Consider the following 13,722-nt stretch of genomic DNA (forward strand, 5'->3'; position numbering starts at 1 on the left):
CGATCGCTACTTAGTATAACCTTGGACGGAAAAGATACCAAATGGGTTCTATAGTAACAAACTCATTTTGATATTACTTTTGACTTTTGACTTTTGCCTTTTGACTTGAAGAAAGCGATCGCCAGAACATGATAAAATATAGCATTCTATTTTGTATAAAAAAAACAACTAAATTATGCTACAAACCACCAAAAAAAAAGATGTTCAAGTTGTCATAATTGCTGAAGATACAAAAGTGCTACGGTCTCGAACTTGGGATAGACTAAAATTTGAAGTGGAATATTCTCTACAAAAAGGAACCACTGCTAACTCCTATCTTATCCAAGCAGAAAAAACTGCCATTATCGACCCTCCTGGTGAGTCATTTACTACAAATTATTTAGAATCATTACAACTACGCTTAGATTGGCATCGCCTTGATTATGTGATTCTGGGTCACTTTAATGCTAATCGTGGAGCTACCCTGAAAGCATTGTTAACTGTAGCACCTCAAGTTACCTTTGTCTGCTCAAACCCCGCAGCTTTAACTCTCAAAGACTATTTCCAAGACCAAGAGTTGAAAATTAAAGTAGTTAAAGGAGAAGATACTCTTGACTTAGGTCGTGGCCATCAATTGGGGTTTGTCATCACTCCCACTCCTAAGTGGCCAGACGCTATGATGACTTATGACCCCCAAACTGAAATTCTATTTACTGATAAATTTTTCGGCGCTCATGTTTGCGGAGACCAAGTTGCTGATGAAGGATGGAGTGTCTATAGCGAGGATAGACGCTTTTATTATGATTGTCTTCATGCAGCTCAGGCAAAACAAGTGCTTTCTACCCTGGAAAAAATTTCTGAGTTGACTGTGAAATTCTATGGTTCCGGTCACGGACCAATGGTACGCTATGGGTTAATGGAGTTAACCAGTCTGTATCGGAAGTGGAGTCAACAACAAAGTTCACGAGATTTGAATGTAGCCTTGCTTTATGCTTCAGCTTATGGTAATACAGCTACTGTTTGTCAGGCGATCGCTAGGGGTATAACCAAAGCGGGGGTAGCTGTAGAATCAATTAACTGTGAAGCTGCTACATCTAATGAAATTAAGGAAGTAGTAGAAAAATGTGATGGGTTTATTATTGGTTCTCCTACTCTCGGCGGTCATGCACCAACTCAAATTCAAACGGCTTTAGGTATTGTATTGAATACAGTTTCTAAGGATAAATTGGCAGGGGTATTTGGTTCTTTTGGTTGGAGTGGTGAAGCAATAGATTTTTTGGAAAGTAGGTTAAAGGATGCGGGTTATAAATTTGGTTTTGAACCTATTAGAGTTAAGTTTAAACCAGATGATGTGATGATTCAAACTTGTAAGGAAACTGGTATTGATTTTGCTCAAGCTTTGATCAAATCCCAAAAACGTCGCGCTCCTAAACCTTCGGGGGGTGGTTCGGGAAGTGATCGTACGGCTCAAGCGGTGGGAAGAGTTGTGGGTTCTCTGTGTGTAATGTCTGCTAAACGTGGAGATGTCACCAGTGCGATGTTAGCTTCTTGGGTATCTCAGGCAACTTTTAATCCTCCGGGGGTGACTGTTGCTGTAGCTCAAGATAGAGCATTGGAGTCTTTGACTCATACGGGGGATAAATTTGTATTGAATATATTAGCTGAGGAAAAGAAGGATTTACAAAGGCATTTTCTCAAGCCTTTTGCAGCGGGAGAAGATCGTTTTGTTGGAGTTGAGACAAAGGAAGCTAATAATGGTTGTCCAATTTTAACCGATGCTCTGGCTTATTTGGAATGTAAAGTGGCAAACAGGATGGAATGTGGGGACCATTGGTTAGTTTATGCTGTGGTAGAGAATGGTCAACTATTAAATGATGGGGTAACTGCTGTTCACTTCCGTAAAACAGGCAGTCATTATTAGAGGGAGTAGCGAATAGAGAGTAGGAAGTGTGGGGAGTTTGGGGAGAAACTACAATCAATATATTGGTTCAATAGGGTGTGTTAGACGGCTAAAATTTAGACCGTGAAAAACATTTAATAATCCGTCTTCATTAATTGATAATGGATAATTACCTATGGTTAAAATCGGGAGGATTGAAAATAAGGAAATATTATTTCTTTTTTTCTCTTGAAATAGAAGGCTTTAAACCGAATTGATTAATTATCAATTATCAATTATCCATTATCCATTGGTAGCGCACCATTTTAGCTTTGTCGGTCCACTACTATATTGTTTACAACTATATTTTTCTTTTTTATAGTTTTTCTTCGCCAAATCCCTATTTGTCTACTAAAAATACAGAGAGTAGCACCGATCCAACAAATTTCTAAAAAAGACATAAATATGTGATATTTCATTTTTTCTGATGGCTAAATAACACTATTTAATATAGCAATTTCTATAAGGAGTGAGGTACAAAATTCCCAGGACTTACGCATAAGGTAGGAAAAACTAGGATTTGAGATTGCTTCCCTATCGGTCGCAATGACAAAAATACGTTGTAGTGCGTAAGTCCTAATTCCTTATTTACCGAATAATTAGGGCTTGCTGATGAAATCTAAAAGCATTGATAGATAAAGGTTGTAGGCTTTTTTCTCCATAAAGTCTGGCTTTTTCTGCTTGATCAAGCAGAAAGTCAGGGTTTTGAGGAGAATAATTGCAGAAAAATTGAGGGATACAATATTCGACTAACTCCTCTAAATTCCCTATTTATTCTGTCTCCTGTCTCCTGTCTCCTCCCCTCACCCATAAGACTTTTGCAGCAAACCCTAATTAGGGTTTAAAGCCTCTCCTTCAAAGGAGAAACAAGCGGTCGTTTGCTGAGCATTCCGAAGGATGGGATGGCGAGGGCGAGGTTTCCCACTCTTGCAGAGCCGCTACGCTTTTCATGTCGGCTCAAGCGCCGAAACGCCATATCCAATCGACCAAGAGAGAAAAAATTTTCCCTACCGCGTCAATCTTATTCCTAAAAGGAAGAGGTAATTATCAATTATTCATTATCAATTATCAATTATTAAATCCTTCTTCCTTTACAACAAATAGTTTTGACTCTAGCTAATAGGTTAAAGCTATATCAACTGATTTTCAAAACTTGGACTGACTCACCCGCAGGAATCAAAGTTTCATTCAATGGTACAACAGCTAAACCTGTAGTGTGAGCTAAATTAATCAAATTTCCCGAACTATGACTACCGAACGCAAGTTGAAACTCATAGCCATTATTCCCTAAATTGATCTGACCCCAGAGATAAGTTTCTCGTTTACCATTGGAGCGTAAATCTTGCAGCGATCGCGCATTTACAAACTCAGGTTTCCATGCACCTTGCTCAACTCCAGCCAATTTTTTCAGCGCAGGTTGCACAAAGCGCCAAAAACTAACCAACGCTGAAACAGGATTTCCTGGCAAACCAAAATATAAACATTGAGCATCAGAAAATTTTGCAACAGTTAAAGGTTTTCCAGGTTTAACCGCCACAGAATGAATATGAATTTCCGCTCCTAACTCTTTGAGAATATCCTCAACATAATCATAGTCTCCCACTGATACTCCACCAGTAGAAAGTAAAAAATCTGTAGTTGTTACAGCTTTAGCAATAGTCTGTTTCAAAATTTCTGGTTCATCTGGCACAATACCAAATCGTATTACTTCTCCACCCATTTGAGCAACTGCTACAGCCAAAGCATATTGATTTGAGTCTACTAACTGACCTGGTTGTAGGGGTTGCTCTGGCGTAACTAACTCATTACCAGTGGAAATAATTCCCACCTTTGGTCGCCGATAAACAGTTATTTCCGGACATTGAAGTGCTGCTAAAACAGCTATTTCAGCAGCACTGAGACGAATTCCAGGGTTGAGTAAAGGTGTATCTGCCTGATAGAATGAACCTTGATATCTGACAAATTCTTTGGGTTGGGGAGTTTCTAAGATAAGCACTCTGTCACCTTCCCTTTGAGTCACTTCTTGCATGACTACTGTATCTGCTCCTGGAGGCATACAAGCACCTGTAAAAATACGAGCTGTTTTCCCTGATTCAATTTGCCCTTGAGGTTGATACCCAGCAGGAATTTCTTCTATAATTTCCAAAGATACGGGATTTTCTCGACTACAGTCTTTGACATCTGTAAATTTTACTGCATAACCATCCATTGCAGAATTATCCCAGTGGGGAAAATCTAGTTTACTGCTGACTGGTGTAGCTAATATTCGCCCTGATGCCGTTAATAGGTCTACTATTTCTACATCCCTCTGGGAATCTAAGGGCTGTACTAAATCCAAAATTATTGACTCTGCTTGGTTGACTGCTAGCATTTTTAATCTCTAGAGTTTGGGTTATTTCTATTATAGATTGTATTTGAAATTCTCTGTTCTCCTAAACTAACCCAAACTAATAGTGTTTTAGCAAAGTCAAAAGCGAGTGCATAATTATCATATCAAATCTGGATAATTAGTATATCCAAATCATTGCGACTGGAACGGAGTGGAAGGAAGCAATCTTATAGGTTTTAGAGATTGCTTCCCTGTCAGTCGTAATGACAAAAAACTTTTACGGCCTAAATGCTATAGGTTATAAACCGACAGATCTATTCTTTCTTACCAATTTGACAACAATCTTGAATCGGATCATAAACTAAATCATCATACCACTTATTACCTAATAAAATCTTGAATTTATCCTTGATCTTTGGATCATCAGGATTCTTCCGACGTAAGTTTACTAACTCGTTAACACTCTCAGGCCACAAATCATTCTCCTGATAAACATCAATCTTGTCTATAACAGTTTCAGCAGATTCTAACTCACTAATCAAACTATCAGTTGCTTCCTCCCTGAATATTATTCCCTCAACGATCACCAACAAATCGTCTCCACAATCAAAAGTAAATTCCCAATTATAAACGCTATCTATATCTAGAGGTGGGGAAGAAGAGGGTAATTTCCAACTAATAAATCCTGGCTCGGATGCAACATTAAATTTAGTCTCATAAATAATTTTATCTCCCTCAATCTTATCCTGTAAAACGAAATTAATATTACCAGAACGAGGAATATACAACCAAAAAGTCGGATGACTTGCCAAAGTTGCCATAGTTTCCTGATTTACAGGAGTCACAACTAAAAAAGGCTTTTTATCATTAGGATTACACTTGCGACCGCGAATACCGCGAGCACCTCCTGGTGCGGTACTATCTCTTTCAGGGTTTCCTCCTCTATCCTTTTGCTTATTATCTTTATCTGCCACTTTATATGGAAAAAGGTTTTGAAATTCGGGGATAGAAGACTCTGCTTCCTCTATTTTCCCAGACTGTTGCGCTAGGACAGGTGCTTTCATTTGTCCTGCTACTGATTTAGCTATTCCCACATTTAGCCCACAGATGCTAAGAAGAATGGCAGACAATTGCTTGATTTTCATTATTTTCTCCCTTAAAAAAATTTTTGTCAAATTTCAAGAAATAGTATAAAGTTAGGGAATCTGGTTCATCAAACTGACATAAAACGTCAGAAAAGCGATTCCATAAAGGAATCGCTACTTTCATGCAACAAAGACTTATCAAGAAACAACTCTATTCTTTCTGACCAATTTCACAACAATCTTGAATTGGATCATTAACTATATCATTATACCACTTACCTAATAAAATCTTGAATCTATCATTTATCTCTGGATCATCAGGATTACTCCGACGTAAGTTTACTAACTCGTTAACACTCTCAGGCCACAAATCATTCTCCTGATAAACATCAATCCTGTCTATAACAGTTTCAGCAGACTCTAACTTAGTGATCAAACTATCAGTTTCTGCTATCCTTGATATAGAGCCTTGAAGGATAACTTGTGAATTATCTCCGCAATCAAAACTAAATTTCCAACTATAAAAGTTATCGTCTAAAGGTGGTGCAGATGAGGGTAATTTCCAACTAATAAACCCTTGCTCAGATTGAACATTAAGTTTAGTCTCATAAATTGGCTTGTCCCCCTTATAAAGGAAATTCTGATGCTTATCAAATAACTCGAATTTAATACTACTAGAACGAGGAATATATAACCAAAAAGTCGGATGACTTGCCAACGTTTCCACCAATTCATCTGGAATCAGAACTAAAAAAGGCTTTTGATCATTCCCATTACATTTGCCACTAGGACTGCGAGTACCTCCGCCAGGGCTACCACCCGAATCAGGGTTTCCTCCTCTATCCTTATTCACAACTTTATCAGGTTCTCTAACTCCAGCTTTTTCTCTAGTATCTGAAGTTTGTGAAATGGCAAATTTGCTTTCCAATATTGGAGTAGATTGATTGTATTTAGGCAGTTCTTGAGATACAGTAGCTTGCTGAAAAAGTCCATCAAATTCCTCTATTTTCCCAGACTGTTGAGCTAGGACAGGTGCTTTCATTTCTACTGCTACTGATTTAGCTATTCCCACATTTAGCCCACAAATGCTAATAATAACAGCAGCAAATTGTTTGATTTTCATTGTTTTCTCCCTTAAAAAATTTTTTGTCAAGTAAAGCAAATGGTATAAACTTAGAGAACTTGTATAGCTCTAAACTTGTTTCTTACTTTCTCCTACATTAGCAGCAATTTGAATTCTTCAGACTCATAACATTCTTATAACTTCTGATCTAATAATTAGGCGTTGTTGAATCAAGGTATGAATTTATTATGACTTACCCAAAAGAAGGTACTTTATCATTGTGAGGGAAAGCGGTTGTGTTTCATGTGCGTAGCAAAGTAGTCTGTCAGGATAGCAATCTCAAATGCGTAAGTCTTGTGTATTTATTAACAGACTCATCCTGTGAACTGAAGGTAGTGAATTCACAAGTTAAGTCAAATGTTTTAGTATCTCTACAGCATCTATACTGAGAATAATAGAAAATCTGGAGATGCGTATTTTATCTAAATTATACTTCAATGTCTATTTTCCCCCTACACTTGTTTCATGTACCTCTTACTCTTACTTGCTATACTTCTCTCCATCAGGAATATATTTGAAATTAAGTTGCACCCATCGGCGACATCAAAGAAGTATTACCGAACAATTAAGCTTTAAAGCCTCTCCTTTTCAGGAGAAAAAAAATCATTTTGGTCAATCCTATCCGTTTTCAGGAGAGGTAATTATTAATTATCTAATTGTTTTCCTGCGGAATGCTACGCAAACGGCTGTCGCCGACATGAAAATTATTAATTATTGAACTGTATATTGGCAAGTAGTTCTACCAATTCACTTTAAGGATGTCACAAATAATTTCAAACTATAAATGTAAAATAATTGCCTGAAACTGTTGTTGTGTAATAGTTTTTAGCCTATCAAATCTGGCATTCTCAATTTAGTGAAACGGTATACTATCATCGCTATCAGTCATTAGTCAATGGAGGCGGACTTCTCTCAAAGTTTATGAAAACACTCACACTAGTTATGACTAATGTCAAAACAGATGGCACCAAGGGTACGACAAAACCGTGAGTTAAAAAAATCAAACTAACCAAGTATAAAACCATAATATTTCCTCCTATAAAAAAGACAAATAATAAAACTCGATGAAAATACCAACCTACAACACCACCAACAGCAGAGTAACCCAAAATCCACAACCAGTCTACCCACCTATCCCAAAATGTAATTAAAGGTCTTCCATCTAAAATTGCACTAATAATTTGACTCACTTGATGCCCGTGTACAATAACTCCAGGCATTTGCTTTTGAGAAACAAGTTGAAAACTATAAGGAGTATAAAAATTATCACTACCACGAGGATCTGTATTACCAATAAGTATAATCTTATCTTTAACTAAAGACCCTAAAGATTCATCAAAATTATTATCAAGAACATCCGAAATAGTAATAGACTCAGCAAGCTTACTAGGAAGCACATCTGAGTTTCTATAATTAAGTAAAACTTGAAATCCACCAGAGTCAATTTTTTGATAAAAACCTTGTCCTTCTAGAAGGTCTTTGAAAATAACCTGCCCTATTTTGACAAATCCTCGGGGAGCATTTTCCTCTTGAATACCTTTAGTTTTCAAATAATTAAGAGCCACTTTAACACTTAATGAATATTCTGTTTGACAAGGATTTCCTGATATTTTGTTCTGAAACATTAAGTGGCGACGGATTACATTAACTTGACCAATATCTAGGATAAGCTGAATAAAACCGAAGCGTTCTTCTTTCTCTACTACCGTAGGAGGTTTGGTACTAGGTTCATTCTTGTTATTCTCATCGTCACTAATACTACAAACAGCAATTATTTTCTTATTATTACTCAAATATTGTAATAACTTTTGATAACCAGCTTGATCGGGTAAAGGTTTTTCTCGTAAATAATCTAAACCAATAATAGCAGGTTGATGAGTTTCTAATTTAGCTATTACTTTAGCCAAATTATCATCAGTTAAACTATTACTAACTCCATATTCATTAATATCTTTTGCCGTAGCTTCAACAATTAAAAGACGAGGATCTGGTGGTTCTGAAGGTCGCCATCGCATCAGGCGATCGTACTCATTTAATTCAAACGATTGTAGCAAACCTAAAGTTCTTAAAATAATAACTCCTACTCCCACAAAACTAGCAATACCTAAACTCATTCCTAATGTTTTAGGTTTAGCCTTAGAATTATCCAGATTATTTTCTAAATTTGCTAATTTTTCTGCTAATTTTTCCTCAACCCAATTTTCATTAAAAATTTTCTGATAAATTTTATTAAAAACAAATAATTTCTTTTGTCTTTTAATCACTATACCAGACAATCGTAGAGCCATTTGTACTGAACTATCATCAGTTTTAACCTCTCCCTTTTGCAGAATCTCTTGATACAGTCTCAATAATTGAGGTGCAAATTCAACATGATTAACCAAATAATCATGCATATATTTAAAATGAGTGGGATTATCTTTCTCTTCCCAATAAGTCAAAATATGTTCTTCTACCAAATTATCAACATCCGGTTCAGAATCTTCTGCATAATCAATAATAATTTGACAAAGTTTCTGAGTCAAAAAAGGTTGACCTCCAGTCCAATCAAAAACTTTTTTTAAAACAACTTCTGGCTCTTCTACTATTCCTTCTAATTTCTTAGTTAATACTTCTTTTCCATTTTCAAAAGTTAACTCTGTTAATTCAATGGGATAACCAACATTAAAAGGAGTACGTTGTGGATCTCTAATTAAATCATCTGGAGTTGCCACTCCAACAAAAGCAAAAATTAACCGATGATAATCACATTTTCCATCTTCAGCCCGACGATTATAACAAGATCGAATAAAAGCAAAAAAATCATTTCTCATCTCCAATGGTAATTTAACTAACACATCAATTTCGTCAAGAAAAATATATATTTTTTGAGGATAGGGAAAATTAATAAATAAAATTTCTTCAATAAAACGAGCAAAAATTTGGATATTAGTTAAGTTTCTATGACTAGCTATCCAGTCTTGATAATTGATATTATTTGTCAGGTCACATCCATAAAATATTTCTCCTAAAAAACCCTCATACCAAGACTGTTTTTCAATGGAAAAATCACCTAATCTAGTCATGTCAATTGGGATACATTTGCAACCTTGAGATCGTAATTTTTTCATAACTCTTACGCGCATACTAGATTTACCCATTTGACGAGCGTTAAACACATAACAATATTCGCCAGCTAGGAGTTTTTCCAACAGTTCTGTGTCTTGTTTTCTTACTACATAATTACGGCTATTTGGTGGTAAGCTCCCTCCACTTGTCATTTTTTTTTCCTTTTTCTTCTTCCTTACTTTAAATTAACATAGACGATCCTGAAAATATTGTTGATATAGCTGACAACGAGGTTCGGCCAAATCACCTTTGATTTTAATTAATCCCATAGCTTCTAATTGACGTACTTCTCGATTTTTATTGGGTAAACGCACCGGAGAATTGGCTTTTAATATTTCGCAAAAAACTGCTTTGATTTTGGGATTATTCTCCATGATTTCTAAAAGCATACTTAAATGATCTTGATAAATCCCACTTTCCGTAGGAGCATCTTTTAATAGGTCTTTAATTTTCAATTCATCCTGAACCATTTTATACAATCCTAATCTGACTAGATAAGGATGTCCTCCTACTATAGACATTAAAGGAGTCACTATTTCTGCCTCAAGTTGATGTAAGTATGCTAACTGAGTTACCTGCTCTGGTGTAAATTCTTTTAATTCTATAGGTAAGCCAACATTAAAAGGAGATTGATAAATATCTAATTTACCATGATATTCTGTGGAATAAGCAATTACCATTCTCAGATTTTCCCAAATTTCCGAGTTATTACTTTCTTCATACCAACTTCTTAACATGGCAAAAAAGTTTTTAGAGATTTCTGGATAATTGAAAACCTCATTAACTTCATCTAATAGTAAAACAACATTTTTCTTGATATGAGACAAAAATGTTTTAAATTCCTGAGTACAGGAAATTTTCGCGTTATTATCATCCCAAGTTAGTTCAGATTCAACATCAGGTAACTGACTTTTTATATTTTTATTAAATGCTTTAAGAAAATTATTAATATTGTTGATATTGTCAGGTTCAATCAGAGTATCAAATCTCAGATATACAGGAAAATAATTATTTTGATTGGCTTTGTCTTGTATCCTTTTCTTTCATTAGAGAAGTTTTACCCATTCTACTTGGTGCTTTTATTCTCACTAAAGAACCTGGTTGTTCTATAGCTTCATAACATTCAGATTCAATAGTACAACGTTTAATCCGATGACGTTCTATATAAAAAGGGGAGTCTATTTTTTCCGGTCTACCAGGCATGACAACTGGGTGAAAACCATAATCTTCTTGTAATTCATTTATGACTAAATTTGATTTATATTGAGTGAATATTTGTACTAAATATTCATTCCATTCTAGATTGGATTCTGATGAATATTTAAACTTCTTTGCTATTGCTTTTAATTTTCTCCCCACACTCGATTGATCGAAACTCATTGACTGAGCAATTTCTTGATATTTTTTCCCTGATAAACGCAATTCGATTATCTTTTTATCATTGTCTGACAAATTAGAGTAAATGTGGTCAAATATTTCTTGATTCATGGCTATTTATTCAAGTTTAAATGTCTTAGATTGTTATATGAATTTGATAACTGTTTGTTACAAATAAACCTCTACAATCCTCTATTATAAAGGCTTGGTTTTTGCAGGAATTTCTGAAAATGCTATTAGATTAAAATAATTTATACCCAATCTAGGTATGAAAGTAGGCTAATACCATGTCCTAATCCCATATATGGCAAAGGCTGTAACTTTAAAAAATACCCTCTGACTAAGGCGGACTTGGTATTATACCAATTATCAACACTTATGCAACCCTTATCAGATTGATTTTACCAGCTTATGGTAAATAAAGAATCCAAGTATTGTTTTTGCCTCCTTGAGTTTTTGACTTTACACTTTAATTATCTCCCTAATTTCTGGGGATGGTGGTGAGCTATAAGTAAAATGAAGGTGATTTTTCAGTATGCAGAGGGTGAGCTATTCAAGTACAATAAAGTGAAGTAGATGAGTGATTTGTAGTGATGAATATCACTATCCAATATCAATTCCCAAAAATCATGCTATACCTATTTACCCAAATTCCTGATTAAGTGACTAGCAAGATTCCGCAATGTTTTTGATGATACCTGAAACCTGCTACCAAAATTTTTAGAAATGTTCCATGAAACCTTTCTACATTATTTTTCAGAGATATCTAAATTTTATACCAAGCCTAACAGAGTCAGAAGTGAATGCACAATTAATTTTGTTTAAATACTTCTCACTCTACAAGACTATTCTATAGCAGTTTTCACCTGGCGTGAGGTACATCAACGATCCCCCTAAATCCCCCTTTTTAAGGGGGACTTCCGGTTCTCCCCTTTTTCAAGGGTGGTTAGGGGGGATCTCCAGCAGTGTACCTCACGCTTACTGATAAATGCTATATCATCTGATTAGAAGAAAGAAGAATCATTGATAGTAGTTAACTTAGTTGTGATTTCTTCTGGAGTAGTCACTGTATTTTCTAAAGTAGCTAAAAGTTGATTGTCCCAGAAAATTTGGGTATTATTGGCAACTGCCTCAATAGTTAGCCGTTGTTCATCTAAAAGTAATCCATCACCCAAAACTAGCCAATCTTCATTAATATTGAAGTCGGTGATGAGGTCTGAACCTTGACCAAAGTTGAGCAGGAAGCGATCGCTACCACTACCCCCAGTTAAAGTATCATCATCTGCCCCACCATTGAGGATGTCATCACCATCTTCACCCAATAATAGGTCTTGGCCTTGATTACCAAGTATTAAGTCATTTCCCATACCTCCTAATAACACATCTTGGAAACCTTCTGTGCCAACTGCTGCTGAAAGTTCAGGGTTGTCACCATAGATAGTATCATTACCCTCACCACCGCAGATGGTATCATTACCTTGATCGCCAAACAGAAGGTCATCCCCTGCTTGACCATATAGAATGTCATCATCCTTACCACCTCTTGCAATATCATTACCTGTACCACTAAGAATAGTATCTGCACCATAGTTCCCATTGAGGAAGTCATTTCCGGCACCGCCAGAAATCAAGTCTTTACCCGACACATCAGCATCAAGAACACTATTGTTGCCACCATAAATTGTGTCATCTCCTCCCTCTCCTAAGAGAGTATCGTCACCTTGGTCGCCAAAGATTAAATCATTATCCTTACCACCAAAGACAAAATCATCTTCTTTACCACCATTAACTAGATCGTCTCCACGACTACCTTCAATAACATCGTTACCCCGACCTCCATTAACAGAATCTTCTCCTATTTCCTCTGCTGAAGAATTTGAACTGGGATCGCCGACAATTTGGTCATCGCCATTCTCACCCATGATCATATCGTCACCCTCTTGTCCGAACAGAATATCATTACCCTTACCACCACGGACTTCATCATTACCCTTACCACCCATGAGTAGATCATTGTAACGGTTACCGTTAACGTAGTCATTACCTCTACCACCGTTCATGGTATCACTACCTAATAAGTCTTTATCAGTACCACCAGTAGTACCACCCCATAAGATATCGTCACCCTTGTCACCTAGAACCATATCGTTACCAATATCAGCCCAGATAACATCATTACCCTTACCACCACGAGCGGTATCGGATTCTTTTCCGGTGTTGATAAAATCAGCTTCCTCCTTGCCATTAGCAAAATCACGACCACGATTAGCAAAAATTCGATCTTCACCCAAACCACCATAAATGATGTCTGGAGTAGTACTACCTTCGATTGTGTCGTCTCCACCTAAGCCATCAACAGCTTGGTCAACGCTACTACTTTTAAGAAATTCATTTGCTGATGTACCGAATAAGAACTCTTCAAATTGATTAGGTTCGAGAACCATAGAAGGTACTACAGGTAAATCTGGAAATTCTATGGTTGGAGGTGGAGGACAGAGACTGACACGATCTATTTCTATTTGAGAACTTTCTATAGTTGTCCGTTCTACAGGCGTTTGTTCTACAGGCGTTTGTTCCACAGGAGACTCTTCCACAGGAGACTCTTCCACAGGAGTTTCTTCTACAGGAGACTCTTCCACAGGAGTTTGTTCTACAGGAGACTCTTCCACAGGAGACTCTTCCATAGGAATTTCTTCTACAGGAGTTTGTTCTACAGGAGACTCTTCCACAGGAGTTTCTTCTACAAAAATTTCTTCTACAAAAATTTCTTCTACAGGAGTTT

General features: G+C 36.4%; 9 protein-coding genes. 2 read left to right on the top strand and 7 right to left on the bottom strand.

The annotated features are described in order from the left end of the window. Nucleotides 1–175: 175 nt before the first annotated feature. A complete protein-coding gene (locus tag ACP6PL_RS03035; RefSeq protein WP_426542400.1) occupies nucleotides 176–1,900 on the top strand; it encodes a diflavin flavoprotein in 1,725 nt (574 codons plus the stop codon). Nucleotides 1,901–3,053: 1,153 nt separating this feature from the next. Here the strand turns inward: ACP6PL_RS03035 and ACP6PL_RS03040 are convergent. The 3 genes from ACP6PL_RS03040 to ACP6PL_RS03050 form a co-directional block, all read right to left on the bottom strand. After that, nucleotides 3,054–4,289, bottom strand: a complete 1,236-nt coding sequence (locus ACP6PL_RS03040) for a molybdopterin molybdotransferase MoeA (protein ID WP_426542402.1) — start codon at nucleotides 4,287–4,289, stop codon at nucleotides 3,054–3,056. Nucleotides 4,290–4,561: 272 nt separating this feature from the next. Next, nucleotides 4,562–5,392, bottom strand: coding sequence for a DUF928 domain-containing protein (locus ACP6PL_RS03045; protein WP_426542404.1), 831 nt, complete (start codon nucleotides 5,390–5,392; stop codon nucleotides 4,562–4,564). Between the two features lie 151 nt (nucleotides 5,393–5,543). Beyond that, nucleotides 5,544–6,455, bottom strand: coding sequence for a DUF928 domain-containing protein (locus ACP6PL_RS03050; protein ID WP_426542406.1), 912 nt, complete (start codon nucleotides 6,453–6,455; stop codon nucleotides 5,544–5,546). 514 nt (nucleotides 6,456–6,969) lie between these two features. Here ACP6PL_RS03050 and ACP6PL_RS03055 point away from each other — a divergent pair. Beyond that, nucleotides 6,970–7,173: a hypothetical protein gene (locus ACP6PL_RS03055; RefSeq protein ID WP_426542408.1), complete on the top strand. Its 204-nt coding sequence runs from the start codon at nucleotides 6,970–6,972 to the stop codon at nucleotides 7,171–7,173. Nucleotides 7,174–7,336: 163 nt separating this feature from the next. Here the strand turns inward: ACP6PL_RS03055 and ACP6PL_RS03060 are convergent, their stop codons facing one another. From ACP6PL_RS03060 to ACP6PL_RS03075, 4 genes are all read right to left on the bottom strand, one after another. After that, on the bottom strand, nucleotides 7,337–9,715 hold the full coding sequence (locus ACP6PL_RS03060; protein WP_426542410.1) for a CHASE2 domain-containing protein: 2,379 nt from the start codon (nucleotides 9,713–9,715) through the stop codon (nucleotides 7,337–7,339). A 33-nt stretch (nucleotides 9,716–9,748) separates the two neighbouring features. Continuing rightward, nucleotides 9,749–10,597, bottom strand: coding sequence for an AAA-like domain-containing protein (locus ACP6PL_RS03065; RefSeq protein WP_426542414.1), 849 nt, complete (start codon nucleotides 10,595–10,597; stop codon nucleotides 9,749–9,751). Next, on the bottom strand, nucleotides 10,572–11,051 hold the full coding sequence (locus tag ACP6PL_RS03070; RefSeq protein WP_426542412.1) for an AAA-like domain-containing protein: 480 nt from the start codon (nucleotides 11,049–11,051) through the stop codon (nucleotides 10,572–10,574). The genes ACP6PL_RS03065 and ACP6PL_RS03070 overlap by 26 nt, the downstream gene beginning before the upstream one ends. A gap of 893 nt (nucleotides 11,052–11,944) precedes the next feature. Then, nucleotides 11,945–13,722 (bottom strand): calcium-binding protein (locus tag ACP6PL_RS03075; protein ID WP_473965211.1); only part of this gene is annotated, 1,778 nt, incomplete at its 5' end.

The sequence above is a fragment of the Dapis purpurea BLCC-M126 genome, assembly GCF_050015975.1.
Classification (GTDB): Bacteria; Cyanobacteriota; Cyanobacteriia; order Cyanobacteriales; family Microcoleaceae; genus Trichodesmium.

Bases quoted from the DNA above. Each gene is read 5' to 3' on its own strand.
- ACP6PL_RS03035 (WP_426542400.1), top strand. From the start codon at position 176: ATGCTACAAACCACCAAAAAAAAAGATGTTCAAGTTGTCATAATTGCT.
- ACP6PL_RS03040 (WP_426542402.1), bottom strand. From the start codon at position 4,289: ATGCTAGCAGTCAACCAAGCAGAGTCAATAATTTTGGATTTAGTACAG.
- ACP6PL_RS03045 (WP_426542404.1), bottom strand. From the start codon at position 5,392: ATGAAAATCAAGCAATTGTCTGCCATTCTTCTTAGCATCTGTGGGCTA.
- ACP6PL_RS03050 (WP_426542406.1), bottom strand. From the start codon at position 6,455: ATGAAAATCAAACAATTTGCTGCTGTTATTATTAGCATTTGTGGGCTA.
- ACP6PL_RS03060 (WP_426542410.1), bottom strand. From the start codon at position 9,715: ATGACAAGTGGAGGGAGCTTACCACCAAATAGCCGTAATTATGTAGTA.
- ACP6PL_RS03070 (WP_426542412.1), bottom strand. From the start codon at position 11,051: ATGAATCAAGAAATATTTGACCACATTTACTCTAATTTGTCAGACAAT.